Annotated in this window: 26 protein-coding genes; 8 read left to right on the top strand and 18 right to left on the bottom strand. The window is 69.5% G+C overall.

Translation table 11 applies throughout. The annotated features are described in order from the left end of the window. Window positions 1-206 precede the first annotated feature (206 nt). Together ABEA43_RS68455 and ABEA43_RS57660 are read right to left on the bottom strand one after the other, a co-directional pair. Complete coding sequence (locus ABEA43_RS68455; protein WP_425570638.1) at window positions 207-746, bottom strand: sigma factor; 540 nt, start codon at window positions 744-746, stop codon at window positions 207-209. A 92-nt stretch (window positions 747-838) separates the two neighbouring features. Further along, window positions 839-1,693, bottom strand: coding sequence for an NmrA/HSCARG family protein (locus tag ABEA43_RS57660; RefSeq protein ID WP_345576195.1), 855 nt, complete (start codon window positions 1,691-1,693; stop codon window positions 839-841). Between the two features lie 62 nt (window positions 1,694-1,755). On the opposite strand from ABEA43_RS57660, the gene ABEA43_RS57655 reads away from it, so the two are divergent. Beyond that, window positions 1,756-2,274, top strand: a complete 519-nt coding sequence (locus ABEA43_RS57655) for a MarR family winged helix-turn-helix transcriptional regulator (protein ID WP_345576193.1) — start codon at window positions 1,756-1,758, stop codon at window positions 2,272-2,274. Between the two features lie 94 nt (window positions 2,275-2,368). Here ABEA43_RS57655 and ABEA43_RS57650 read toward each other — a convergent pair whose 3' ends face one another. From ABEA43_RS57650 to ABEA43_RS57630, 5 genes are all read right to left on the bottom strand, one after another. Next, a complete protein-coding gene (locus tag ABEA43_RS57650) occupies window positions 2,369-2,866 on the bottom strand; it encodes a MarR family transcriptional regulator (protein WP_345576191.1) in 498 nt (165 codons plus the stop codon). 85 nt (window positions 2,867-2,951) lie between these two features. Next, on the bottom strand, window positions 2,952-3,800 hold the full coding sequence (locus tag ABEA43_RS57645) for an alpha/beta fold hydrolase (protein ID WP_345576188.1): 849 nt from the start codon (window positions 3,798-3,800) through the stop codon (window positions 2,952-2,954). After that, the gene (locus ABEA43_RS57640) at window positions 3,797-4,357 is read right to left on the bottom strand and encodes an anthrone oxygenase family protein (protein WP_345576185.1); all 561 of its coding nucleotides are present in this window, start codon (window positions 4,355-4,357) and stop codon (window positions 3,797-3,799) included. The genes ABEA43_RS57645 and ABEA43_RS57640 overlap by 4 nt, the downstream gene beginning before the upstream one ends. A gap of 36 nt (window positions 4,358-4,393) precedes the next feature. Continuing rightward, window positions 4,394-5,359 carry a haloalkane dehalogenase gene (locus ABEA43_RS57635; RefSeq protein ID WP_345576182.1) on the bottom strand — a complete coding sequence of 322 codons (966 nt, stop codon included), beginning with the start codon at window positions 5,357-5,359 and terminating at the stop codon, window positions 4,394-4,396. Between the two features lie 27 nt (window positions 5,360-5,386). Beyond that, the gene (locus tag ABEA43_RS57630; RefSeq protein WP_345576180.1) at window positions 5,387-6,241 is read right to left on the bottom strand and encodes an NmrA family NAD(P)-binding protein; all 855 of its coding nucleotides are present in this window, start codon (window positions 6,239-6,241) and stop codon (window positions 5,387-5,389) included. 148 nt (window positions 6,242-6,389) lie between these two features. On the opposite strand from ABEA43_RS57630, the gene ABEA43_RS57625 reads away from it, so the two are divergent. Then, window positions 6,390-6,551: a hypothetical protein gene (locus ABEA43_RS57625; RefSeq protein WP_345576178.1), complete on the top strand. Its 162-nt coding sequence runs from the start codon at window positions 6,390-6,392 to the stop codon at window positions 6,549-6,551. Between the two features lie 337 nt (window positions 6,552-6,888). Here ABEA43_RS57625 and ABEA43_RS57620 read toward each other — a convergent pair whose 3' ends face one another. The 5 genes from ABEA43_RS57620 to ABEA43_RS57600 form a co-directional block, all read right to left on the bottom strand. Then, a complete protein-coding gene (locus ABEA43_RS57620) occupies window positions 6,889-7,512 on the bottom strand; it encodes an MFS transporter (protein ID WP_345576293.1) in 624 nt (207 codons plus the stop codon). A 7-nt stretch (window positions 7,513-7,519) separates the two neighbouring features. Continuing rightward, window positions 7,520-9,400 (bottom strand): CocE/NonD family hydrolase, encoded by a 1,881-nt coding sequence (locus ABEA43_RS57615; protein ID WP_345576176.1) that lies wholly within the window; start codon window positions 9,398-9,400, stop codon window positions 7,520-7,522. Between the two features lie 519 nt (window positions 9,401-9,919). Continuing rightward, on the bottom strand, window positions 9,920-10,696 hold the full coding sequence (locus ABEA43_RS57610) for a MerR family transcriptional regulator (protein WP_345576174.1): 777 nt from the start codon (window positions 10,694-10,696) through the stop codon (window positions 9,920-9,922). Next, a complete protein-coding gene (locus tag ABEA43_RS57605; protein WP_345576172.1) occupies window positions 10,693-11,499 on the bottom strand; it encodes an alpha/beta fold hydrolase in 807 nt (268 codons plus the stop codon). Before ABEA43_RS57605 ends, ABEA43_RS57610 begins: the two co-directional genes overlap by 4 nt. 33 nt (window positions 11,500-11,532) lie before the next feature. Beyond that, complete coding sequence (locus ABEA43_RS57600) at window positions 11,533-11,901, bottom strand: recombinase family protein (RefSeq protein WP_345576170.1); 369 nt, start codon at window positions 11,899-11,901, stop codon at window positions 11,533-11,535. On the opposite strand from ABEA43_RS57600, the gene ABEA43_RS57595 reads away from it, so the two are divergent. After that, window positions 11,888-12,370 (top strand): carboxymuconolactone decarboxylase family protein, encoded by a 483-nt coding sequence (locus tag ABEA43_RS57595; protein WP_345576168.1) that lies wholly within the window; start codon window positions 11,888-11,890, stop codon window positions 12,368-12,370. The two genes, ABEA43_RS57600 and ABEA43_RS57595, sit on opposite strands and share 14 nt — an antisense overlap. Before the next feature lie 385 nt (window positions 12,371-12,755). On the opposite strand, the gene ABEA43_RS57590 is transcribed toward ABEA43_RS57595, so the two are convergent. The 3 genes from ABEA43_RS57590 to ABEA43_RS57580 are packed head-to-tail and all read right to left on the bottom strand — an operon-like array spanning window position 12,756 to window position 14,770. Beyond that, window positions 12,756-12,938: a hypothetical protein gene (locus ABEA43_RS57590; protein ID WP_345576166.1), complete on the bottom strand. Its 183-nt coding sequence runs from the start codon at window positions 12,936-12,938 to the stop codon at window positions 12,756-12,758. Between the two features lie 6 nt (window positions 12,939-12,944). Continuing rightward, entirely contained in the window at window positions 12,945-13,541 is a 597-nt protein-coding gene (locus ABEA43_RS57585) for a hypothetical protein (RefSeq protein ID WP_345576164.1), read from the bottom strand. Then, window positions 13,541-14,770 (bottom strand): M24 family metallopeptidase, encoded by a 1,230-nt coding sequence (locus ABEA43_RS57580; RefSeq protein WP_345576162.1) that lies wholly within the window; start codon window positions 14,768-14,770, stop codon window positions 13,541-13,543. Before ABEA43_RS57580 ends, ABEA43_RS57585 begins: the two co-directional genes overlap by 1 nt. A 96-nt stretch (window positions 14,771-14,866) precedes the next feature. Here ABEA43_RS57580 and ABEA43_RS57575 point away from each other — a divergent pair, with 96 nt between their 5' ends. Further along, window positions 14,867-17,638 carry a helix-turn-helix transcriptional regulator gene (locus ABEA43_RS57575; RefSeq protein WP_345576160.1) on the top strand — a complete coding sequence of 924 codons (2,772 nt, stop codon included), beginning with the start codon at window positions 14,867-14,869 and terminating at the stop codon, window positions 17,636-17,638. A 328-nt stretch (window positions 17,639-17,966) separates the two neighbouring features. Here ABEA43_RS57575 and ABEA43_RS57570 read toward each other — a convergent pair whose 3' ends face one another. Further along, window positions 17,967-19,319 carry a hypothetical protein gene (locus ABEA43_RS57570; protein ID WP_345576157.1) on the bottom strand — a complete coding sequence of 451 codons (1,353 nt, stop codon included), beginning with the start codon at window positions 19,317-19,319 and terminating at the stop codon, window positions 17,967-17,969. Window positions 19,320-19,522: 203 nt separating this feature from the next. Here ABEA43_RS57570 and ABEA43_RS57565 point away from each other — a divergent pair, with 203 nt between their 5' ends. From ABEA43_RS57565 to ABEA43_RS57555, 3 genes are all read left to right on the top strand, one after another. Beyond that, the gene (locus tag ABEA43_RS57565; protein ID WP_345576153.1) at window positions 19,523-20,032 is read left to right on the top strand and encodes a hypothetical protein; all 510 of its coding nucleotides are present in this window, start codon (window positions 19,523-19,525) and stop codon (window positions 20,030-20,032) included. Between the two features lie 107 nt (window positions 20,033-20,139). Then, on the top strand, window positions 20,140-20,352 hold the full coding sequence (locus ABEA43_RS57560) for a sigma factor (protein WP_345576151.1): 213 nt from the start codon (window positions 20,140-20,142) through the stop codon (window positions 20,350-20,352). 29 nt (window positions 20,353-20,381) lie between these two features. Then, window positions 20,382-20,858, top strand: a complete 477-nt coding sequence (locus ABEA43_RS57555) for a hypothetical protein (protein WP_345576149.1) — start codon at window positions 20,382-20,384, stop codon at window positions 20,856-20,858. Between the two features lie 18 nt (window positions 20,859-20,876). On the opposite strand, the gene ABEA43_RS57550 is transcribed toward ABEA43_RS57555, so the two are convergent. Together ABEA43_RS57550 and ABEA43_RS57545 are read right to left on the bottom strand one after the other, a co-directional pair. Next, a complete protein-coding gene (locus ABEA43_RS57550; RefSeq protein WP_345576147.1) occupies window positions 20,877-21,647 on the bottom strand; it encodes an SDR family oxidoreductase in 771 nt (256 codons plus the stop codon). Between the two features lie 382 nt (window positions 21,648-22,029). Further along, window positions 22,030-22,830 carry an alpha/beta hydrolase gene (locus ABEA43_RS57545; protein WP_345576145.1) on the bottom strand — a complete coding sequence of 267 codons (801 nt, stop codon included), beginning with the start codon at window positions 22,828-22,830 and terminating at the stop codon, window positions 22,030-22,032. A 61-nt stretch (window positions 22,831-22,891) separates the two neighbouring features. Between ABEA43_RS57545 and ABEA43_RS57540 the strand changes: the two genes are divergently transcribed. After that, window positions 22,892-23,236, top strand: a complete 345-nt coding sequence (locus ABEA43_RS57540) for an aldo/keto reductase (RefSeq protein WP_345576143.1) — start codon at window positions 22,892-22,894, stop codon at window positions 23,234-23,236. Window positions 23,237-23,252 lie beyond the last annotated feature (16 nt).

Raw genomic sequence — 23,252 nt, 5'->3', positions numbered from 1 at the left:
GACCGCCGCTGTGAAGTTCGGGCCGGCCGCTTCCCTGCTTCAAGCTGGATTGCCGGCTGATCCGCCGAGGGCTGAAGACTTTGCCTTTGCGGGTTCGCGCTCAGACCGCTACGGCACAAACGATCGCCGAGTACCCGCTGCCCCATCCAATGGGTCTGCCATGCGCCGCCGCTCCTTTGCCATCAGGCTCTGGGTTGATCGGAATGTCACGGGTCACTGAGGAGCCCATGCGGCGGATCGTGCGTGAGGGAGTCTGGGGCCGGGCCACCGATCGCGCGCCTGCCCGGGTCCACGCACTGGTCATGGCGGGGTCGCCTGGGCCAGGCCGCCGAGGTGATCGACGCGGTCGGGGCGCGCCGGGCCGGTCTACCGAATGGCACGCCTGCTACGCGACCGCCGCGTCGCGGTGCGGGGTCGCGGGCGGCGCGGCCAGCTCTTCGTCTCACACGCCGGTGATTGTGCAGTACCCCGGAGCCAGGAACGGCAAGGCGGCCATCCGGAGCGCTGGGGAGATGCCAATCCAGCGGCTCCTCACGCCGCGAGGCGCGGTATCGCAAGATATCCAGGCATATCCGCCCCGTCACGGTTGTCAGCCACCCGCGCAGATTCTCCACGCCACTCGTGTCTGAGCCACTTAGCCGAAGCCACGCTTCCTGTACGGCGTCGTCCGCCTCGTGTATGGAGCCCAGCATGCGGAAGGCGACATCCCGCAGATGCGGGCGGTGCTCCTGGAAGCGTTCCGCCAGTCATCCGTATTCGTCCATCCGTCACATTCCTCGGTCGCCCATTCGTGTCGTTACAGTGACGAACCAAACCTCCTTGATGTAACAGCTCAGGTTTAGTGCAGGAAGGTCCAGTCCTGCTCGTCCGCCCACGTGGTGAAGCTGCGCCAGGGGATCTCGGGGTAAGAGGCGCGCAGCGCGGCGATGTCGACCTGGAAGCTTTCGCGGCTGAACCAGTCGCGCATCGCCACACCATCCTCGCCGTACGCGGACAGAGCCTCGCGTTTCGGCTCGACGTACCTGATGGCGTGGCCGGAGGCGGCGGTGACGCCGGCGGCCATTTGCTCGCCGGTGAGTTCGTCGGAGGCCAGCGCGATCGTCGCACCCACGAACGCGGCACGTCTTTCCAGGATGAGGCGCACGAACGCAGCGATGTCGGTCACGGCGACATGCTGCACGGGACGTTCTGAAGGCATCGGCAGGGACAGCACGCCCTCGCGAAGCCGGGCGCGCGCCCACGGCGCGTTCGCGTTGTCCATGAATGCGGCCGGTCGCAAGATCGTGGAAGAAGCCCCCAATCGGATGATCTCCTGTTCCACCTGATGCTTGGCCTCCATGTGCTTGATGCCTGTATCGCGATCGGCACCCGCGGCCGAGCTGTAGATCAGGTGAATGCCTTGGCCGGCGGCCACCTGCGCCATGGTGCTGCCTTGTCGTACCTCTGCGTCGGCACCTGCCTCGTAGGACGTGGACATGGCGAAGATCGCGTCCACGCCGACGGCCGAGGTCTGCAGGGCCTCGCGGTGCTCCAGGTCGCCTGCCACGAGTTCGGCGCCCATTTCTCGCAGGTGGTGGGCCCGCTGAGAGCCGAGGTCCCGGGTGAGCGCCCGGACCGAATGCCCGTGCGCGAGGAGCTCCCGCGTGACGGCGCCTCCTTGCTGCCCCGTCGATCCCGTCACCAGAACATGCATGCCTGTTCCTCCGCCTCTGCTATCGATACCAAGTTGAACAGTACCAAATAGAACTATTCGAGATGCTGGGTAAGATGGTTTCGATGATTTCGGAAGACGATCACCAGCTCATGCTGGCCTGGGCCAACCTCGTTCAAGTGCACGCCGTCATGCGGGCCGAGCTCAGCCGCCGCCTGGAGGAGCAGGCAGACGTTTCGCTCTCCGAGCATGAGGTGCTGTTCCGCCTGTCCCGGGCTCCGCGCGGCCGCCTGCGGATGATCGACCTTGCCGAGCTCACGCTGCAGCCGAAAAGCGCCATCACCCGTCTCATTGAGCGCCTTGTGCAGCGCGGTGCCGTCACTCGTCAGCAGCCCGCCGACAACAGGCGCACCACGTACGCCGTCCTCACCCGTGAAGGCCGGGCCCTTTTCGACCATGCCCGCCCGGTGTACGTACAGGGGGTCCGAGAGCTGCTGGGCGACCATGTCACCCCTGCCGATGTCCGGTTGCTCCGGCAGCGACTCCGCGCCGTCCTCAACGGCCTCGGGGTCTGGGCCGACGAACGGTGCGACCCGCAACCACTCACCGACGCCGCGCCGTAGATTGGTGGGCGGTCTGCCCCTGCCGCGGAAAGTCACGTGTCCTGGTGGCTGAGCCGGGCCTGCCGGAGGCTGTTGGCTGGGTGGGGTGGCGGCGTTACTCGCGGGCCAGTTCGCTGGTGGCGTCCTGGCCGGCGTCGGTGGTGCGGCGGAGGAAGTCGACCAGCAGGTCGAGTTCGGGGTCGCTGTATCGGTCGCAGATCTGGTCCACGACCGAGTTCATGCCGGTATAGAGCGCGAACAGCTCCGCGTTGCGATCGCGGAGGGCGCGGACCTCGACGGCGCGGCGGTCGGACGCCTGCGGGTCGCGATCGCGAGTGACCCAGCCGGCGCGCTGGAGTCGATCCAAGATGCCGGTGATGGTGGCGGGGTGCAGGCCCGCGCGGCGTGCCAGGGCGGTGGGGCTGAGCGGGCCGTGTCGGTTGATGAGGTCCAGGCAGGACAGGTCGACGTCTTTGAGGTCGACGTGCGCGCTGACTTGATGGTTGAGCAAGGACAACTGGATGCTCAGTTCGCGCAGTGACTCCTTTATCGCGTTCGTCACCCGGCGTCGATGCCGTGCCGGCTCGGCTTCTTCGGGAGGCGAGGGCGTCATACGATGGGCCTTCCCATGATCAGGTATGGGTATCGTATTATACGCAATTCGAATGATAGGGCGGTGGCGACAGGCGACGGTCCCGCTACGACGCGTCGGATGCGCGGGTGAACTCCCGGATGAGCTGAGCGAGCCTGGCCGGCCGATCCAGGGGGATCAGCGTGTAACTGTCGTCCACCTCGACCAGTTCTCCTCGCGGGAGGAGTCCGGCGAGGCGCCGGCCGTGCTCGGGCGGCATCACCCGGTCTCCGCTCGCCCAGACGACGAGGGCGCGCCGGTCGAAGCCCGGCAGGTGTTCGGCCGCGGCGAGCAGGGAGCCGGCGCCACCCGCCGCCGCCGCGCGGAGTGTGCGCACGGCGTCGCGGCGGATCGCCGGCTGCGTCAGGACCGGTCTCAGCCAGCGAGCGGTGGCGGCGTCTCCGCGCAGCGTCAGCCACCCGAACGCGAGCGGCGAGCGCCGGAGCATCCGGATCCGCATCTGCTGCATGAACAGCCCGAACATCCGGGGCGAGAGCTTGCCGGCGAGCACGAGCGTCTTGCCTGTCAGCCCTGGCGGGAAGTTGTCGAAGGCATCGCATGAGGCGAGCACGACCCGCCCCACGCGTGCGTCGCCGTCGCGCATGAGCAGTTGGACGAGCGCGCCGCCGGTGTCGTTGCCGACGAGGGTGACGTCATGCAGATCGAGGCGCTCAAGGAACTCGGCGGCCAGCCGCGCGATCCCGGTGAGGGACAGGTCGGCGTCGGCCTGCATAGCCTGGCGGTGAGCCCCCAGGGGCAACGTCGGCGCCACGCATCGGTGATCGGCGGACAGGTCGGCGATCACGTCCGCCCACAGCGAGGCGTCCATCATCAGCCCGTGCAACAGCACGAGCGTGGGCCCCTCGCCCGTGTCCTCGTATGCGATCGTCCCGGCGGACAGCTCGATCTCCTTCACCTCTGTCCGCCCCTGTACGCGCGGGCGGGGGCGGAGCGGTCCGGCTGCGACCGATCGACCGGGCTCCGGCGCGGGAAGGGCTGCTTGGCATGGACGACCGCCGCCGCGGCCAGCAGGGCGAAGGCGAGTACGGCCGCGACCGTGCGCACCGCGTGTGCGATCTGCCAGCGATCACGGATGCCGGCCCAATCGGCGGGAGGCGCCGTGACGCTCCAGCCGGCCTGGTCGCCGTTGATGGGGAGGTTGACGATGAGCGTCAGGACGAAGACGGTCACCAGCAGGACGAGCGCCGCCAGGCTCAGCCAGAAGGCACGACCTCTTCCTCGGGCCGCGAGGGCGACCAGGATCGCGGTGGTGATCAGCGCCGGAATCAGAGTGGCGGAGGCGAGGGTGTCCAGGTGGTCGAGTTCGACCTGCCGGACCTGGGTGTACACGGATCCGTCGTAGTTGCGCAGGGACAGCTCGAAGACGAGAACCCCGTTGACGAATCCGGCGAACAGCCCGGCGAAGGTCAGGCTCAGGAAGCGGATGTATCCAGCGAGCGAATCTTTGCCCATGATCGGTTTTCCTTTGCGAGCAGCTGTGAGCCTGATTCAGCGGGTCGAGTGGATGAAGGTGCCGATGATGGCGGCGAGTTCCGGTCCCTTGTCCTCCTGGACGAAGTGGCCCGCGTTCTCGATGGTGGTGTGCGCTTGTCCCGCGGCCCCGGCGACGCGGTTCCGCAGGCTGTCCGGGCCGCCGCCGACTCCGTAGTCCCTGTCGCTGAACGCGACCAGGAACGGGGTGTGCAGGCTCTCCAGCACCTCCCACGCCTTGCGGTTCGCGGGCGTCGCCTCATCGACGGGCGTGATCGGGATGAGCAGCGGGAACTGGCGCGCCCCTTGCAGGTACGACTCGTCCGGGAACGGCGCGTTGTACGCGGCGCCCACGGCCGGGTCCAGCGCGTTCACGGTGCCCCTGTCGATGACCTTGGCGATGTCGAACGGGTTCGACCGCTGGCTGAGCTGCAGCCAGATGGCGAAGCTGGCGACAAGCTCCTCTTCTCCCGTGGGGAAAGAGGTGTTGGTCGCCAACACGCGACGGAACCGGCCGGGGTTCTCGGCCACCATGCGAATCCCCAGCAGGCCGCCCCAGTCCTGGCCCACCAACGTGATGTCGTGCAGGTCGAGGCGGTCGAGCACCGTCTCGGTCAGCCAGCCGACGTGGCTCTGGTAGGTGTAGTCGAACCGGTTGCCGGGCTTGTCGGACTTGCCGAAGCCGACGAGGTCGGGGGCCACGCAGCGATGCCCGGCCGCGACCAGCGGCGGGATGATGTGCCGGTAGATGTAGCTCCACGTCGGTTCGCCGTGCAGCAGCAGAACCGTCTCCCCGGACGCCTTGGCCGGATCGCTCGGTCGTTCGTCCACATAGTGCACGCGCAGCCGGGTGCCGGCGCCGTCGTTCGCGTCGATCTCGACGTAGTGCGGCGTGAACGGGTAGTCGGCCAGGCCCTCGAAACGTGCCTCCGGCGTGCGTAACACCTGGATGCCCTGCCGTGTGGTGCGCTCTGCGTCAATCATGGTTTTCTCCTTCGTCTCTGGCCGGTGTCAGTTCTGGAAGGCGGCGGCATGGTCGGCGACCCACTCGCTGAAGGTGCGCGCGGGGCGGCCGAGGATCTTCTCCACCTCGTCGGTGACGCCCTCGGCGGGCCCGGCGCCCCGGGCGTACCTGGCCATCAGGGCCTCGATGAACGGCTTCGGGAGGCCACGCTGGATCATGCTCTGCTCGAATGCCTCCGGCGGAACCTCCTGATAGCGCAGCGGCCGGCCGATCACCTCGCCGATGGCCGCCACCAGCTCTTCGTGGGACCGGGAGCGCGGGCCGGTGAGCCGCACCTTCTGGAAGGTCAACTCGGCGCTGAGCAGCGCGCGAGCGGCGACCTCCGCCAGATCCCCTTCGTGGATCAAGGGCTCGGCGAACGCGGCGTACGGGCCGCGGACGACGTCACCGGCACGGACCTGAGGGGCCCACGTGCGGAGGGTGTTGACGGCGAAGGAGGCGGACCGCAGGCTCACCCAGTCCAGGCCGCTCGCGACGGCGGCGTCCTCGGCCTCCTTGTTCCTATCCCCCTGGAAGCGGGACGGCTGGTCGGCCAGGTCGTCGTCGACGTTGACGGCCGAGAGCGCCACCACTCTCCCGACGCCACGCTCCTTGGCGAGCGCCAGCAGGTCGGCGGCCGCTTCTCCCACGGCGCGCGGGTGCAGGAAGAGGGAGGTGACGCCCTCCAGAACCGCGCCCATGGTGTCCGGCCGCGACGGGTCGCCCACGACGACCTCGACGCCGGCGGGCAGGCCGGCCGCCTGCGGGTCGCGGGTGACGGCACGCACCTTGACGCCTTCGCCGGCGAGCACGCCGACCAGGGGGCGTCCGACGGTGCCGGTGGCACCGGTTACCAGGATCATGGCAGGCCTTTCCTTGAAGAACTTTCCTACGAGACTCATATTATATGAGTTAGGTACAGGATGTGCGGCGGGGGTCGGCTCGCCGCGTTGGCGCCGGCCGGACCGGCCCCGCGTTGTCGTCAGGAACCCGAGCAAGCTCACCGCGGACGTGAGCGACCCCGACCTCGTGACGCTCGCGTCCGCGATCGAGGGCGCAGACGCGGTGCTGTCCGCTCTGGGCCGCGAAAGTCCGCAGCGGCCGAGCCGGCGCGGCGCACCTCATGCTCAGGTGAAGTCCTACGCCGCTGAGTACGCCGCCACCTGGCGGTGACCCGGCCAGCCTCATTCGTCCCAACAGTCGCGCTCGGCCGGCCATTGCGGCGTCGGGACACCGGCCCCACCTGGGCGCCGAGGCCCGCGCGATCCAATGGATATGAGCGAGATCCCGGCAGCGAGCATGCCGATCGTCCAGCGGGTGGCGGGCCCGCCGGTTCGTCAGGAAGCCGTGTGAGCTGCGTGGTCTCCGGTATGGCGGCCCGTGTCCGGCGATTCGGCCTCGTGGGGCGGCGGCTCTTGCGGGCCTCGGGGCCGGACAGGAGCGGTGCTGATCAAGAAAGCGACCAGGACGAAGATCGTTGCGACGGCGAAGGCCGCGTTGATGCCGTGTGTCATGCCCCCGTGGCGAGCGGCCACGCCGTACACGGAGACGAGCACGGAGACGAGCACGGCCATTCCCAGCGCGCCGCCGACCTGCTGCGTGGTCTGAAGCACGCCGGAGGCGATTCCCGAGTCCTCGCGCGCACACCGGACAGGACGGTGAGCGTGAGCGGCAGGAAGCTCAGTCCCGCGCCGACGGCGAACAGCGTCAGCGGCACCAGGGCGCCCAAGACGTAGCCGTCGTGGACGGAGGGGCGTGTCAGCCAGGCCGTGGCGACGGCGATCAGCGGCAGGCCGGTGAGCGTCAGCCTCCGGGTGCCGAACCGGGAGATCAGGCGAGGGGTGACGCGCCCGAACGCGAACAGCAGTCCCGGCATGGGCAGGAACGCCAGCCCGGCCGCCAGCGGCCCGAGCCCCCGGGCGTTCTGCAGGAACTGGCCGAGGAGGAACAGGAGCGCGAGCGTCACCGCGGCCAGGAGCAGCATGTTGAGATAGGCGCCCGAGCGCGGCCGGTCGGCGAACAGGCGCGGAGGCGTCAGGGGATCGCGCAAGGCGCGCATCTGGCGTGGGGAGAAGGGATCTGTGACACCGAGGTGGTGCCGGCGGGCACCACCTCGAAGATCGCGAGTGTCGATCTTGCTGTTACTTGCTGGTTGTGCCGGTGACCAGCGGCAGCGAGATCGACGTGCCGGCCAGGTCGACGGTGACCTTGGCCCCGGTGCCGGGTTCGACGTTGCTGCTCTCGTCGAGGTTGAGGTCGTCGTTGGTTCCGGTCAGTATCAGGCCCAGCCGGTGCCCGGCCTTGAACTCGTAATCCAGCGGCAGCATCTTCCAGGTGACCTGGTAGGCCTTGCCAGGCGTCAGCGGCGCCTGGCGGCTCAGCGACTCGTGGTTCTGCGCGTCCAGGATTCCCCGGGTGACCACGTGGAAGTCGGAAGTCGCCAGGTTGTCGCCGGCCTTGAGGTAGCAGCCATCGTCATCGTCCGTGCTCTGACCGGCGCAGGTTTCACCGCCGATGAACTTCAGGCCTTCCGCGGACGTCGCGCTGCGTTCGCGGTAGTCGATGCGGGCGTCGGTGCCGTAGTCGACGAGCGCGACACCCAGGTTGGCGGTCGGCTCGTCCAGGGTGACCCGCAGGCTCACCGACGGCGTCCCGGACAGCCGCATCGCCTTCTTCAACGGCGGGGTCAGGAAGGCCAGCCGGTGGGGGTCGGCGGTGTCGGGGTTGTCGGCCATCGCGATCTCAGTCTGGGCGGTGTCGAGGTAGCTGCCGGTCCCGGTCGAGGGCTTGCGGCCCAGGGAGCCGTCCTGCTGCGGCCGCAGGGTCGTCGTCCGCGCCGCGGGTGCGGGCCAGTCGGCCTGGGTGATCCACCGGTCCGGACCGAGCTGCACGTCGACGCGCGGCCGGCGCGTGATGTCGTTGGAGACGCCCATGAGTTCGTGGTCGAACCACTGGTGCAGGGTCTCTACCCACACCTCACGGCGGGCCCAGAACGGGTCGAGGTGCCCGTACTGCGTCACCCACGCCTTGCGCTGCACGTCGCGAGGCAGTTGGGTCCACCAGGTGGAGAACTGGTCGGCCATCACGTTCCGGTCCTGCATCCCCATCACCGAGAAGACGCTGGCGCGCACGTTGCGCGCCTTCGAGACCGGCCCGGTCCGGTAGTCGAGCTCGCGCCAATAGGCGTTGTCGTTGCCGGTGGCGTCGTCAGAGCCCTCGCTCATGCGCCGGCGCACCGCCGCGCACTTCTCGTCCGGATCCTCGTCAATCCGTGCGGCCATCCAGGCCTGCCCGTCCTTGATGTCGGTGAGCGTGCCGTTCGCGCGCCACATGTCGTACCAGCTGCTCGGCCCCGCGATCGGCACGATCGTCTCCAGCCCTCGCACCCCGGTGCCGGCGACTGCCATGGCGAGGGCACCCTCATAGGAGTGCCCGATCATCCCGGTACGGCCTGTGGTCCAGGACGCCTTGACCGGAGCGCCCTTGGCGTCGTAGGCGACCGCGCGGCCGTTGAGCCAGTCGACGACCGCCTTGCCGCCCAGCACGTCGGACGGACCGCCGCTCGTCGGACAGCCGTCCGACAACCGGGTGCCGATCATGTCAACGGACACGAACGCGTACCCGCGCGGCACGAAGTAGTTGTCGTAGAACATCGGAAACTTCGTCAGGTTCCCGTCCGCGCCGTACTTCTTCTTTTCGACCTCGAAGCCGACACCCGGCTCACCGAAATACGGGCTCTGGTGCATGATCACCGGAACCTTGAGCCCGGAACCGGACTCCTTCGGCCGGATGATGTCCACCCGGACCAGATCCTTCTTACCGTCGCCGTCACTGTCGACCGGCGCCTGCACCCGGACGTGCTCACGGATGGCGTCGGCGTAGGAGAAAGCGGGCTGCGTGAGCCCGCCGGAGACTTTGATCTTCGGTTTCGCCGTCGCGGCCGCGGCGGGAGCAACGTGGACCACGAGCGGAATCGCGAGTGCGACTAGAGCGAGGAACCTTCGCCGTTTCAAACTGGACATGTGCCCTCCTCAGGGCTGGTAACTGCTATCGATGAAGCGCCACAGCACGGGGATCCGGCGAGAACCTCGGGACAAGCCCGTCAAGCGGCGTCGAGGACTTCGGTGATCTTGCCGGCCATGTCCGCCAGGGTGAGGCTGGGCCGGCTCTGGTGGGTGCGGGCGGCCGCTTCGACGGCGACGAGGACGGCCCCACTCGGGTCCGCGCCACCAGCCGCAAAGTAACCCTATGTGACTACTTTCGAGCGATCTGGCCACGAACTCACTCGTCAGGCCAGCCGCAAGGTAGCAGAGAGTTATATAGCGGATCGACCGTGAAGTGGGACGAGGGCGCGGCTCCGGCCGATCGGGAACAGCCCACCTCGAGCATGAGTACCCACGCTCATGACCCGGCGGCTGAGCAGGAAGAAGCCGCTGACATGGGCCCGAAAGCCAACGGCTGCGCCGTGGGCCGCCAGAGTGCCCTGGCTCAGAAGGCCGGAGTGGGGCCCGACCTACGCGGTGGAAGCCAAGGATGCGATTTCAGAGTTCAGTCAAGTCGATGCCGGCCGAGCGCAGACGCGTTTCGATCAACGCGGTCAGCCGGGTCCAGGCCGGCTTCTGCTCTTGTCCGTGGTGAGTGAGCAGGCTGTACCGGATCGCACTGTCGGTGCGGGCCTGGAGTCCGGCCGGGATGGGCAGCAGTGCGGGATGGGCGAGGAAGTGGTCCGCGATGGCCGTGGCGAGTTCGTCGATGCGGGGGTCGTCCGGCTCCCACTCGGCGGCCCGCCACATGCGCTTGATCAAGGACATGTACCGAGGATCGTCGAGGGCGCGCTCGATCCGGGAGATGTAGTCGTCGAAGCCCTCCGGCACCAGGGCTTTGATCAGCACCAGGCCCTCCCGGGCCATCGTCACGTCGTCCGGGGTGAAGCCGAGATCGGCGGCCCTGTCCAGGAGGGCGAGAGCGCGATCGGGCAGCAGGGCCCGGTCTCCGGCGGCGAGCTGGCGCAGCGTGTCACGCCGCGCGATCAGATCGTCGATCCGGTCGGTGAGGCGCCGTTCGACGTCGACGAGTGCGTCGGCGAACCGGTCGGGATCGGCGTCGAGGACCGCCCCGATCTCGGCCAGCGGTACGCCGGCGGCGGCCAGCGTCCGGATCTGGACCAGTCGCAGCAGGTCAGCCGATCCGTAGCGCCGGTAGCCGGAGCTGTCGCGGCGGGGTTCGTCGATCAGTCTGTGCTGGTGGTAGTGCCGGATGGCTTTCACCGTGACGCCGGCGAAGGCCGCCGCCTGGCCGATCGTGACGCCGTCCGTCATCTGCTCTGCCGGCCCCGTGCTCGTGGCGTGCCGGCGAGCTCGCGAACCGCGTCCGCGACCGCGCGGAAGTCCTTGCGCACGATCTTGCTGTGGTTGCTGGCAACCTTCGCACTCACCTCGATGTTCGGGTTGCGGGCGAGCACCGGGTCGAGGGTGGCGCGCGCGCTTTCCATTTCATCATGGCCGCCCCCGAGGTTGGCGCCCGTGGCGACGACGTACCGGACCGGGACGGTCACACCGTCCAGGATCGGGCCGAGAGCGGCGCTGATCTCGATGAGCTCGATGTTGCTCTGGGCATGCTGCTCGGCGGACATCTTCGCGGCCATGCCCAGCCTGGAGAGCAATGGCAGCAGCCAGCGCATCCGGCGCCAGAACTGCCGGACCCGTTCCGGGGGAGCGTCGGGGTAGTCGTGCGGGTAGGCGCCGTCCACGGGCACCACCCCCAGGGCGCGGTCCGGATTCCGGCCGGCCCAGTGCACCGCGACCGCCGCGCCGTAGGACCAGCCGACCACAATCGCCCGGTCCACACCCCTGGCCGCAAGGACGCTGCCGACGTCACGGACATGCGTCTCGAATGAAGCGGCCGCGGCCGAACGCCTCGATCGGCCGCGGGCCCGCATGTCATAGGTGATGTGCCGGCACTCGCCCCCGAGCTCAGCGATGACCTGCCGCCAGTACGCCTGACTGGCGAACTGACCATTGAGGTAGATCACGCAAGGGCCGGGTCCACCGGTGTCGGTCACGGCCAGCGCGGTGTCGTCGACCGGCACCATGCCGGTCCAGGCGGAGTTGAAGTTGCTCACCCGTTCAGCGTGCACCCTGACCTAGGGTCAAGGTCAAACCCAAGCGCAGGCATCGCGCACATTCGCTGAGGGGGCATGCGACCAAGCGCCTGACGTCGTCTGAACGCAAGGCGGGCAGTCACTCGGGACCGGTAGGCCAGTCACAACAAGGCGAGGGCGACGGCCCCCGACCCGACCGCGCGCACGGGCGGAGGCCAGGCCGTCCATCGTGTTGGCGACGATCAGTTCGCGCTGCAGCTCGGCCAGGACCGACAGCATGCCGAACATTGCGCGGCCCTCCATCGTGCCGGTGTCGATGCTCTGCTCGATCACATGCAGTTCCACCCCGCGCATCCGCAGGTCCGCCCCGAGGGTGACCAAGTGTGAGATCCAGAATGGAAGACCCACCATGACGACGCCCACGATCCCGCAGGAGAGCCTCCAGGCGCGGCTGCCCAACCCCACCACACTCATCCCCGAGCTGGGAGGGGTCGCCGGAGCCCTGTTCAAGGCCACCGGGAACGGCTCGATCCCGAAAACCACGATCAGCCTGGTCCAGCTGCGCGCCGGCCAGCTCGTCGGCAACACCTACCTGACCGTCCTGCACACCAGCGACCTCCGCAAGGCAGGGGAAGCGGAAGAGCGCACCACCGCCGTGGCGTCCTGGCAGGACGCGCCCTACTTCACCGACGCAGAGCGGGTCGCACTGGCGCTCGTGGAAGCCGTCCTCACCCGCTCCGACGACCTGTATGCCCAGGCGTCCGCCCACTACGACGACAAGGCACTCGCCACGCTCATCATGACGATCGGCCAGGTCTTCTTCTTCATCCCCCTCGCCCTCATCGGCAAGCGGCTCCCGGGCGTGTCGCCTGCGGAGCAGTGGAGGAAGTAGCACCCAACATGCTCAGCGTGAGGACACGGCAGTCGTTCCTCACCCTGAGTGCTTCCAGCTCAAAGCCAGCTCGCAAGTGACCTGACCCGCGCAAAACCGAATCGGGTGCAGCCCGTGTGCTCAGTGACCTAAGCGATCAAGCAGAGAGCGCATATCCGTCCCTGGTAGCCGGAGTCCCCAGCGCAAGGACCGCCCGAAACGGAGCCTGGCTGTCCCTGGTCGGCGCCGTTCGCTGGAAGATGCTCGCCGACCTCCTCGGAGCCGCCGACAGCACCGCCAGTAACTGGTACAAGGCGAATGGAACAGATCGTGCAAGCCACATCGCCAGTCGGCTCCGCCAGGACGCAAGATCTCGCGGTCCCAGGTAGTCAGGCCGGCTGAGAACTTATCGGTTCTCGTAGCGGCGGTAGGTGGCCAGGATGTTGAGCCGGTGCAGGTCACGGCAGAGGGCAAGCATGCCCCGCTCGGCGAGTCCGTGCGGCACCGGGTACCGGGCGAGGGCGGCAGATAGCGTGGGGTCGAGCCGGTCGGCCCACGGGCCGGTGCACGCCGCGAAGGTTGCGGCCACGGCTGATCAGATGGAGGCGGTCGCTGGCCGGGCGTCAGGAGTGGCGCTCGCCTGAGGGCGGGAGGCGGTCCAGAGGCGGTGCACGAGGATCGGGCCGATGACCCAGTAACCGAGCGAGGTGACGATGCCGGGGAAGGCGAGGTCGCCCGAGACCAGGTCGTAGATCGGGTGGCCGATCGCATTGCCCATCGCGCCCATGATGGCGAAGAACCAGGCGATGAGCAGCGGCACCCGCCAGCCGCGGTAGATCGCGAGCGCGCCCATGGCGAAGGCCGCGTAGGAGAACATGTTGATCCACACGAACAGGGGCAGCGACATCGCCTGCGCGCCGAAGACCTCGGTCGGCCAGCGGCGGTTGAACCCGTTCATGAACTCCTCTCCGAAGTGCAGGAACTGCCAGGCCAGGCCGATGAGGTAGATCGGCAGCACCCGGGAGGCGTCCGGCGGCCGGCGGTCGGTGGTGGCGAGGTGGCAGCCGTAGGCGATCACCATCGCCGGGATGAAGGTCAGCCACAGCGCCAGCCCCGGTGACAGATACGCGAACAACACGATCAGGGCGGCGGCCAGGACGCCGGCGGCCACAGCGGATCGGTGGTGGGTCATCAGGTGCTCCTCATGAGGTGGGTGGTGATGGTGTTGAGCTCGATCGGTACGTTCTGGCCGACCACGACGGTGCCGCCGATGCCGGCCAGACGACGGCCGTAGGCGCAGCTGGGCGTCAAGGCGAAGGTCATCCCCGGGCTCAGCGGCAGGTCGGAGCCGATGGTGGGCTGCTCGGTGAGCAGCCCATAGCGCGCTGTCTCCGGCAGCGTGCCGAGGCCGGCGCCGGACCCGCACGCCGCTCCGCAGGGGTTGACGGCGTGCACGAGGGGGTGCGCGTACCAGCCGCCCGTTTCCTGGAGCGGCCGCCGCATCGCGGCCACGACCTCGCCGAACGTGCGTCCGGGACGCAGGACCGCCAGCCCCGCCTCGTAGGAGGCGCGGGCCGCCTTGGCCGCCGACTCCAGCTCGGGATGGATGCCGCCGACCGCGATGGCCACCCGTTGCCGGGTCTCGCGCATGCCGTACGAGCAGAAGGTCTCGGCCAGGACCAGGTCGCCGTCCTCGATCACGCGGGGCGTCTGCGGCCGGTACGACCAGGCGGGCGGACCGCATGAGACGAACTCCTTGCCCGACGCGATCGACATGCCCGATGCCACGGCCCCCCGGCGTAAGGATTCGGCCATGCCCGCCGCGTACACGGCGGCCTCGGTGACACCGGGCCGTACCGCCCGCAGCATGGCCTCCGCCATCGCCTCCCCGATGGCGGCAGCGTGGCCGATGACCGCCAGCTCTTCGGCGGACTGGCTCAGGGTGCGCGTCACGAAGGCGGCCTCCATCGGCTTGAAGGTGAGTTGGGGGAACTGCTGGAGCACCGAAGACCACAGCGTGAACGGCATGAGCGGATCGGCGTGGAAAGGCGGGCAGGGCTCCAGACCGAGCACGCCGATCGCCGACCTGCCGAGCCCGTGCGCACGCAGCACCTCGGCCACGCCGTGCGCGTGCTTGGCGACCAGCACGTTCTCCGGCCTGATCCACACCGCGTCGCCGCGCGCGCTCGCCTCGAGGTGGTCGCCGATGTGCGCGGGCGAGCGGACCAGCGCGACGGGCTCGTCGGCGCGGGGGAAGACGACGATCGCACCGGGACGGTCGTTGGTGAAGAACACATCGGGCGCCCACTCCACCGGCCCGCCGTAGACGACGAGCGCGTCGACGCCCTCGGCGTCCATGAGCTCTCGGGCGAGATCCCAGCGCCGGTCCCGTTCCGCCAGGGAGTAGGTGGGAAGATTCATGCCGCCGACGCTAGGGCGATGCCACCCGCCCGGAATCTGCCACATGACCGGTCATCCCGGCGCGGGCATAGGTAAGGGCATCAATAGGATCGTCCCGTGCTGTACGGGCGTGGGGCTGAAACCGATCGAATAGACCGTTTGCTGGCAGAGGCCAAGGACGGCCGGAGCGGCGTTCTGGTGCTGCGCGGCGCAGCAGGGATCGGTAAGTCGGCGCTGCTCGATCACGCAGCGCGAAAGGCGTCCGCCACGGGCATGCGGACGGTGCGCAGGGTGGGCATCGAGAGCGAGACCGAGCTGGTGTTCGCCGCGCTCCACCTGCTGCTGCGCTCCGGCCTCGACCGCCTCGACCGGCTCCCCGCCCCGCAGGCGGACGCGCTGCGGGGAGCCTTCGGGCTGGCCCCCTCCAGCGCGGCCGATCGCTTCCTGGTCGGTCTCGGCGCCCTGACCCTGCTGTCCGAGCTCGCCGGCGACGGGCCGCTGCTGTGCCTGGTCGACGACGCCCAGTGGCTCGATCACTCCTCGGCCGACGCCCTGCTCTTCGCCGCGCGGCGGCTGGAGGCGGAAGGAGTGGCGCTCATCCTATCGGTACGAGACGGCAGCCACACGTTCCGGCGGTCCGGCCTGCCCGAGATGCGGCTCGGCGGCCTCGGCCCGGAGGATGCCGCCGCGCTGCTGGGCGACACCGCCGATGCACTGGCGCCGCACGTCAGGGACCGCATCCTCGCCGAGAGCGGGGGCAATCCGCTCGCGCTCATCGAACTGCCCGCCGCGCTCACGCCCGAACAGCGGGCCGGGCACGTCACCCCGCTGGCCTACCACCTGGGTCCGCTCCCGCTCACCGGCCGGATGCAGGAGGCCTTCCAGACGCAGATCCACGCCCTGCCGGAGCCCGCCCAGACACTGCTGCTCGTGGCGGCCGCGGAGAGCACCGGCGACCTCGCCGTCATCCTCAAGGCCGCGCAGCGGCTGGGCGTCCGCGCCGACGCCGTCGAACCGGGGGAGCGGACCGGGCTGATCCGCGTCGACGGGGGACTCGCCTTCCGCCATCCGCTGATCAGGGCGGCCGCCTACCAGGGGGCGCCGTTCACCAGGCGTCTGGCCGCGCACTGGGCCCTGGCCGACGCCCTCGACGGCGCCACCGGCGGCAGCGGGGACGCCGACGCGCGCGCCTGGCACCTCGCCGCCGCCTGCACCCAACCTGACGAAGCCGTCGCCGCCGAGCTGGAACACGCGGCGGAACGGGCCAGGCGCAGAAGCGGCCACGCCGCCACGACCGCCGCCTACCAGCGGGCGGCGCAGCTCACCCCCGACCCGCGGCACCAGGTGCGCCGGCTGATCAGCGCCGCCGAGGCGGCGATGGACGCCGGGCAACTCCTGCAGTCCCGCGCGCTGGCCGACCGCGCCGCCCGGCTCACCGACGATCCGCGCGAGCACGCCAGGCTCGCCGGGGTACGCGCGGCCATCGAATTCGAGCAGGGCTCACCGCGCGTCGCGCACGGCATCCTCACCACCGCCGCCGCCCCCATCGCGGCCACCGACCCGGCCATGGCCGCGTCCATGCTGCTCGAAGCCGTCCGCGACGCCTGGTTCGCCGGCGCGCCCGATCTGGCCGGGCAGGCCGTCGACCGCGTCCACACCCTGGCCCTGCCCTCCGGCCATCCCCTCCAGCCGGTCATCTCCGCGATGACCGGGCTGTCGGCCCTGCTGGCGGGCGACGCCGCGCGCGGGCTGGTGCCCATTCACGCGGCGCTCGCCGACGCCAGGCGATCACCGCCCGTCGCGCCCGGCGAGCGGCTCATCATCGCGTCGATGGCCTTCATGGTGGGCGACGACGAGACGTCCATGGACCTGTCCGCCCGCCTGACCGACGACTGCCGGGCCCAGGCACTGATCGGCTGGCTGCCGCACGCGCTGCAGAACCTCGCCAGCAGCCAGCTCTACCTCGGCCGGTTCCAGGACGCGAACGCGTCGGCCACCGAAGCCGTGCGCATCGCCGACGACACCGGGCAACACCATCGCATCGATCACCTGCAGGGCGTGCTCGCCTGGCTGGCCGCGGTCTCCGGCGACGAGGAGACCTGCGAACGCCTCACGGCTGGCGTCCGCGCCCACGCCACCAGGCACGGCAACGTGTCGAGCCTGGCCTGGGCGGTCTGGGCGCAAGGCCTGCTCGCCCTCGGACAGGGCAGGACGCAGGCAGCCCTTGACCTGCTGGAGGCCGGCATCACCGGCACCATCCGCTACCAGCTCACGACCACCCTCTTCGTGCCCGACCTGGTGGAGGCGGCGGTCCGGTGCGAGCAGGCGGGACGGGCCAAGGCGCCGCTCGCCAGATTCGGGCAATGGGCCGAGGCCACCGGGCGGCCCTGGGCACGCGCGGTCGCCCTGCGCTGCGAGGCGCTGCTCGCCGTGGGCGAGGAGGAGACAGAGCGCCACTACACCGAGGCCGTGGGCCTGCACCTGAACGGAGGGCGGCCGTTCGAGGAGGCCCGCACCCGGCTGCTGTTCGGCGAATGGCTGCGCCGGAGCCGGCGCAAGGCCGATGCCAGGATCCAGCTCCGGCAGGCCCTGGACACCTTCGAACGCGTCGGCGCCGGCCCCTGGGCGACCCGTGCCCGCGCCGAGTTGCGTGCCACGGGAGAGGCGGCCACCGACGTTCGAGCGACAGGCGCGGCCGGCCTGCTGACCCCTCAGGAGCTGCAGATCGTCCGGCTGGCCGCCCAAGGCGCCACGAACCGCGACATCGGCGCGCAGCTCTTCCTGAGCCCGCGCACCGTGGGCTACCACCTCCACAAGGCCTTCCCCAAGCTCGGCGTCGCCTCCAGAACCGAACTCGCCAGGCTCGACCTCAGCGACCGGAACAGCTGACCGCTCATGCGGTTCGACAAGGCGACCCTGCCGGAACCGAGGTCCTGAGCTACTGTTTGGCCGCGGCGCTTACCGCCCTCCTGTCTCAGCTCGGCTGCGTCCAGGTGAAGCCCGGCGACGAACGGCCCGCAACCGTTCCTGCCCTCACCGGGATCTATCCGGCGTTGTGCGCCGCGACCGCGCTCACAGCGCTGCGCGTCGTGCTGCGCCGGTGGCCCCGACGAGAGGCCGCCCATGGCCATCCTGCGCCAGGAGATCGACCAGGCGACCCTCGCCGCCGGGCTGGACCGGCCTGGGACGGCGGACGCCGGATGACGCTTCGACCGCCTCAACCTGGGGCGGCGTGGGAAGCATCTGGTGCCGGGCGCACCGCCAAAGTCTGAGTGGGCCCGCCGATGCGGCGCCAGGCACCGGTGTCGCGGGACCAGCAGAGGATCTCCGAGCGATCCTTGCTCAGGACGTACACTTCCTGCCGGCCGACCTGCACCTCCGCGCCCGCCTGGCCGATGTCCTGCCAGTTCTGGTTCGCGGCGGCGGTACTCAGCGCCATGAGGACGCGCAGCCGTTTCCCCGCCGGATCGGTGGAGAAGAGCCCTGCGAGGCCCCCGTACAGTTCGCCGGCCGGGCCTCCCGCGTAGATCCAGGGTTGTCCCGGTTGCTCGTCCAGCCAGAGATTGACCGCGATCCGTTCCGGGGTGAGGCCGTACAGGTGTTTCCCGGTGAGTGCGAACGAGGCGCCCGGCGCGCCGGTGTGGGCCCACTGGTCGGGGCGTCCCGCGTATCTGAAGATCGAGCCGTTCTCCAGGGCGATCGCGAACAGGCCCGGCTCACCGCCGTACAACCGCGCGGCGGAGCCGCCGATCCGCGTCCACGACATGCCTTGCCCGTTCCAGACATGGATGGACTGGCGGTCCGCCGCCAGCCGGTAGACGTGTGAGCCGCCGACCGCGAAGTCGGCACCCGGCTCGCTGACGGGCAGCCAGCGGCCGGGACGCCCCTCGTACCGGTAGAGCCTGTGGTCCATCCCCGTCGCGAACAAGCCCGCGGGTCCGGACCAGAGCTGCCGTGCGGCGTCGCCGATCTTCGTCCATCCGGCCGCGTCCTCGCCGTCCCACTGGAAGACGCCACGGCCGCCCGGCCGGATGGCGAACACGCCGGTGCCTGAGAGCGGCACGGCCGTCGCGCCGCCGGCGCCGGGGGTACCCGGTGCGTCCGCGGTACTGCCCACGTCCGCCGGATTCCACACGACCAGGAGCACGAGCAGTGCGAGAAGCACGGCTCCGGCGCCACCGCCGATGAGCGTCAGGGGACGGCGTCGGCCCGCCTGTGGTGCGGGCTCTGTGCTCGCGGGAGCCGGCGGAGGCTCGGCGATCGACGGAGCAGCAGGCGGTGCTCCCACCAGGGCCGCCGTGTGCAGCCGCTCGGCGGTCTCCATGCGTGCCTCGCGGGTCCGCTCGTCCGGCGTGTGGTCCCGCACCAGCCGCCTCAGCAGCTCCAACGGGATGATCTTCTGGCCTGAACGGTATTCACCCCAGAGCGTCTTGCCGACGTGGTAGCGCCCGGCGAGCTCGCGGACGGTCACGCCGCCGGTCAGCGTCAGCAGGAACTCCGCCAGCGCATTCGCCTCGTTCGTGCTTCCCCTCGGTCCGCCCTGGGGCCTGCCCGCCCTGCGGTTCACCACCGTCGCCCCCTTCCTCCAACGATCAGTGCAACAGAACGGTTGTCCGCGGACAACTCATTGTCCGGAATTGACCTGGGACTTCGCTCCGAACGGTTACGGACAACCGGGCGCGCCACGCAGCCTCGGAGATGCCAGGCGATCATCGCCCGGCCGGAGGCGGAGTGCCGGACCAGGCAGGTCTGTCACGAAACGAGAGGACGTTCATGATCAGTAGAGACGTGGCACGGTTCGCGTCAGCAGCCCTGCTCACCACCACCCTTGTCGCATCACCGGTCTCCGCCTCCGCCGCGCAGAGCGCGTACACGCCTGAGCAGATCTGCGGAAGCGGCTTCGGAACGGTGGCGGGCGGCACCAGTCCGGTGACCGACGTGAAGGGCGTCGTCCGGGGCAGTGTCCACCTGCTCTACAACGCGCGTACCGGAGAGAACTGCGTCGTCACCATCAAGTCCAGTTTCGTGGGGCAGCCCACCCTGACCAGGGCGGTCCTGTTGCGCCAGGGCACACTCGAAGGGTCTCAGGACCAGGGAGTTTACAAGTACTACGCGGGCCCGGTGAAAGAGCAGGCCAGGGGCAGATGTGTGCAATACCGGGGGTATATCACCAACATGCGCGCCGGCGAGAGATCGACGGGCTCCACCATTCACGCTTACGGCGGATCGCTGGAGTACGGCAACTGCGGCGGAGGAACGAAGCGTCTGAGGGGCCTGTCCTGAACCAGGCACGCGGCCCGGGGGGTCGCCATGGCGAGCGATCCGAACGCCGCGACCCCGCCGAGCCGCACGCCGGATCCAGAAGACGCGCTTAAAACCGGCTCACTCCCTTGACCGCGAAGGACGTCGACCGGTTCGAGACCTCCAGGTCGCGCCTGGAGACCATCGCCTATCGCCTCCTCGGTTCCGCCGGGGAGGCCGAGGACGTCGTGCAGGAGACGTTCCTGCGCCGGCAGGCCGCATCGAGGTCCCCGAGGCCTGGCTGCCTCAACCAGCTCGCCTCCGCGCGGCGTTCCTGGCCGAGAACGGCGGGCTGCTTATGAGCGGCCGGCAGACTTCACAACGCGATGCGATGGGCTTCACACAGGCCGAGAAGGACGTCGCGGACGTGATGATCTGGCTGCGCTGCAACCACGGGCGCGAGGCCAGCTACGCCGACATCGCCGCCGGCGTCGAGATCCCTGACGGCCACCGGCTGCGGCGGGCCGTCAAGGTCACCCGCGTGGTCGCGGCCAACCGGGGCGATCGCCTGGAAAGATTCCTGCCCTCGCAAAGCCCCGCCCGGCGCCGGGTCTTCGTCACCCGCGTCCGTCCACGCCGGCCCAGTCGTACGAGCGGCTGTGGGACGGATACGGGTGCGGCCAAGCGGGGAAGGAGGCGTGGTCGCCGTCGAGCTGTGGAGGCCGACACCCGCCCTCGTCCCGGTCGGGCCAGGCACGACGCAGCCTCCGCTGGTCGCCGTCACCGGGAGCACACTGGGGGAGCCGGGAGCTGGCCCCGCCCCGATCAGGGTGTACGACGTCAGCACCACCCCGGCCACCCCGCGTGAGGAGGATGGAAACGCTTCTTACATGTGCGGGCCGAGGAAGCAACCGCCGGAGGCGTCGATGACCTGCCCGGTGACCCAGCGGCCCCCGTCAGAGGCCAGGAAGCCGACCACGTCGGCGATGTCCTCGGGCTGGCCGACCCGGGGGATCGCGTTACTGCTCGCGACCATTTCCTGGGCCTGCGGGTTCCCGCGTATCCACGGGTTGGCGTCGGTCTCGGTGGGGCCTGGGGTGACGGTGTTCACGGTGATGCCGCGGGCCCCCACCGCGTTGGCCAGAGTGTGGCCGAAAACGTTCACGGCGGCCTTGCTCATCGCATACGCCAGTTCCGGTAGCGCGATCCGGGTCGCCGCCGAGGATACGTTGATGATGCGACCGCCGTCGTTCATCAGGGGAAGCGCCCGCTGGGCGATGAACAACGGAGCCTTGGTGTTGACGGCGAACAGCCGGTCGAACTCCGCGGGGCTGATCGACTCGATCGTCCCCGGGGCGCCGATGGCGGCGTTGTTGACTACTATATCCAGCCGCACCTGCCCAATCCGTTCGCGCAGCCCAGCTTCCAGCCCCGCGAACAGCGTGTCCACGTCGGCGGGAACACCCAGCTCCGCCCGGACGGCGAAGGCGTTTCCGCCAGCGTTCTCGATCAAGGAGATGGTCTCCCGGGCGGCCGTCTCATTGGACCCGTAATGCACAACCACCAGCGCGCCGTCGGCCGCCAACCGCTGCGCGATGGCCCGGCCGATGCCCCGCGAGGCCCCTGTCACCAACGCCGTCTTGCCCTTGAGGGTCACTGCTTCCTGCCCTTCTTTTCGGTCTGTCGCGTGCTCTGCGACGTGAAGCCTGGCCAAGCACGCTGACAACGCAGCGACAACCTGCTGACAGTTCACACCCGTGATCGAAGGGGTTACACGCGAGCGGCTCGGCCCCTGTTCGCACGATGCGCCGCAGCTTCTGCCCCTCTGGGGTCTGTGAGCCTGAGCGTCCGAGTCCGCGGGCTACGTCGTACCCGCTACCGGGGCTGACCAAGACCCGCCTCCAGCACGTGCTCACTGCCATGGTCTGCACCAGGCTCACCTGGGCGACCGGCTGACCGCCACCCCGAGCCAGCCGCTTCCGCATCCTGTGTCAGGCCCCCATAGAAGATCGCCGACAGCGTCACGGCGTTACTTCAGGTCATGTCCTGCGTACGCCGAGCGCCCAGCCGAGAGCGTGATCGGCGACATTCCGCCACCCTTCCTCGACGATGAGCAGATGCGAACGGCAGGGGAACTCGTGATAGTCCGTACGGGCCGCAGAACGGCGGTACTTGCGTGCGATGGCCCGCACCAGGGACGGCGGGATGACGTGGTCCTCACCTGCGGCGATGAGCAGCAGCGGGGCCCTGTCGGCGTTGCGGTAGTCGACTGTCGTGGCGGCGTTCGGAGTGACGTTCGCCAGCCCTGCCTGGAACAACATGCGTCCGGATCCGGGGACGACGTACCGGTCGTAGGCGGCTTGGACCTGATCGGGGCTGAGCGTGTTGGCGAAGGCGTAGGTGAACTGCGCCAACGACAGCGGCACCGCCCGGCGCCGGTTCGCCGGGTTGGACACCGCCGGCCAGTTGGAGCGCAGCGTGGACAGGGGAAGGCGCAGCACACCCTTGGGCATGCCGGAGCCGATGGCGACACCGGCCGTCCCGAACCCGCGGTCAAGCAGGAGTTGCACGATCAGTCCGCCGTAGGAATGCCCGATGAGAACGGGCGGTTCGTCCAGCCCGCTGATCAGCCGTGCGAAGTGCTCGACGATCTCGGTGACGCCGAGCCCTACCACGGGTGACGGGTCCGCCCGCAGCGCCTCGACGCCGGCCTCCATGCCTGGCCAAGCCGGCGCCACCACCGTATGGCCGAGTTTCTCGAAGTGCCCGGCGAACTTCTCCCAGCACAACGGGGTTACCCAGAAGCCGTGGATCAGCATGATGGTGGAAGTCTTTGTCATGACGCATGGCCTCCGTAGAAACACCGATCGTTCAGTTTGCCGCCTCCAACTGCTGGGCTGCATGCAGTTCTCCGGCACCGCCGACTTCACTCGCCTGATCATCAGGCCCATCGACCGGGAGCCCGCCACCGCGGTTGTACGGGCGGCGCTCGACGGCGGCGTCAGCTGGTTCGACACCGCCGAGATGTACGGCGGCGGCCAGCCGGAGGAAGTCCTGGCCTCCGCGCTGATGGAGTGCGGCGTCACGCCCGGACAGGTCTTCATGGCCACCAAGTGGGCTCCGCTGGGGCGCACGGCCGCGAGCACCACCCGCACGATCGGCGACCGCCCGCGCCACCTCGGCGGGTTCCCCGTGGACCTGCACCAGATCCACATGCCGACCGGCTCGCTACCGCGATGGAGCTGATCGCGGAGCAGGGCGT

This window comes from Nonomuraea rosea (assembly GCF_039539705.1).
Classification (GTDB): domain Bacteria; phylum Actinomycetota; class Actinomycetes; order Streptosporangiales; family Streptosporangiaceae; genus Nonomuraea; species Nonomuraea rosea.
This window is presented reverse-complemented; position numbering and strand designations above follow the sequence as displayed.

What these genes read in the sequence shown, in the direction of transcription:
- ABEA43_RS57660 (WP_345576195.1), bottom strand. Translation starts at nt 1,693, where the DNA reads ATGCATGTTCTGGTGACGGGATCGACGGGGCAGCAAGGAGGCGCCGTC.
- ABEA43_RS57655 (WP_345576193.1), top strand. Translation starts at nt 1,756, where the DNA reads ATGCTGGGTAAGATGGTTTCGATGATTTCGGAAGACGATCACCAGCTC.
- ABEA43_RS57650 (WP_345576191.1), bottom strand. Translation starts at nt 2,866, where the DNA reads ATGACGCCCTCGCCTCCCGAAGAAGCCGAGCCGGCACGGCATCGACGC.
- ABEA43_RS57640 (WP_345576185.1), bottom strand. Translation starts at nt 4,357, where the DNA reads ATGGGCAAAGATTCGCTCGCTGGATACATCCGCTTCCTGAGCCTGACC.
- ABEA43_RS57635 (WP_345576182.1), bottom strand. Translation starts at nt 5,359, where the DNA reads ATGATTGACGCAGAGCGCACCACACGGCAGGGCATCCAGGTGTTACGC.
- ABEA43_RS57630 (WP_345576180.1), bottom strand. Translation starts at nt 6,241, where the DNA reads ATGATCCTGGTAACCGGTGCCACCGGCACCGTCGGACGCCCCCTGGTC.
- ABEA43_RS57615 (WP_345576176.1), bottom strand. Translation starts at nt 9,400, where the DNA reads ATGTCCAGTTTGAAACGGCGAAGGTTCCTCGCTCTAGTCGCACTCGCG.
- ABEA43_RS57610 (WP_345576174.1), bottom strand. Translation starts at nt 10,696, where the DNA reads ATGACGGACGGCGTCACGATCGGCCAGGCGGCGGCCTTCGCCGGCGTC.
- ABEA43_RS57595 (WP_345576168.1), top strand. Translation starts at nt 11,888, where the DNA reads ATGACGACGCCCACGATCCCGCAGGAGAGCCTCCAGGCGCGGCTGCCC.
- ABEA43_RS57585 (WP_345576164.1), bottom strand. Translation starts at nt 13,541, where the DNA reads ATGACCCACCACCGATCCGCTGTGGCCGCCGGCGTCCTGGCCGCCGCC.
- ABEA43_RS57580 (WP_345576162.1), bottom strand. Translation starts at nt 14,770, where the DNA reads ATGAATCTTCCCACCTACTCCCTGGCGGAACGGGACCGGCGCTGGGAT.
- ABEA43_RS57565 (WP_345576153.1), top strand. Translation starts at nt 19,523, where the DNA reads ATGATCAGTAGAGACGTGGCACGGTTCGCGTCAGCAGCCCTGCTCACC.
- ABEA43_RS57555 (WP_345576149.1), top strand. Translation starts at nt 20,382, where the DNA reads ATGGGCTTCACACAGGCCGAGAAGGACGTCGCGGACGTGATGATCTGG.
- ABEA43_RS57545 (WP_345576145.1), bottom strand. Translation starts at nt 22,830, where the DNA reads ATGACAAAGACTTCCACCATCATGCTGATCCACGGCTTCTGGGTAACC.
- ABEA43_RS57540 (WP_345576143.1), top strand. Translation starts at nt 22,892, where the DNA reads ATGCAGTTCTCCGGCACCGCCGACTTCACTCGCCTGATCATCAGGCCC.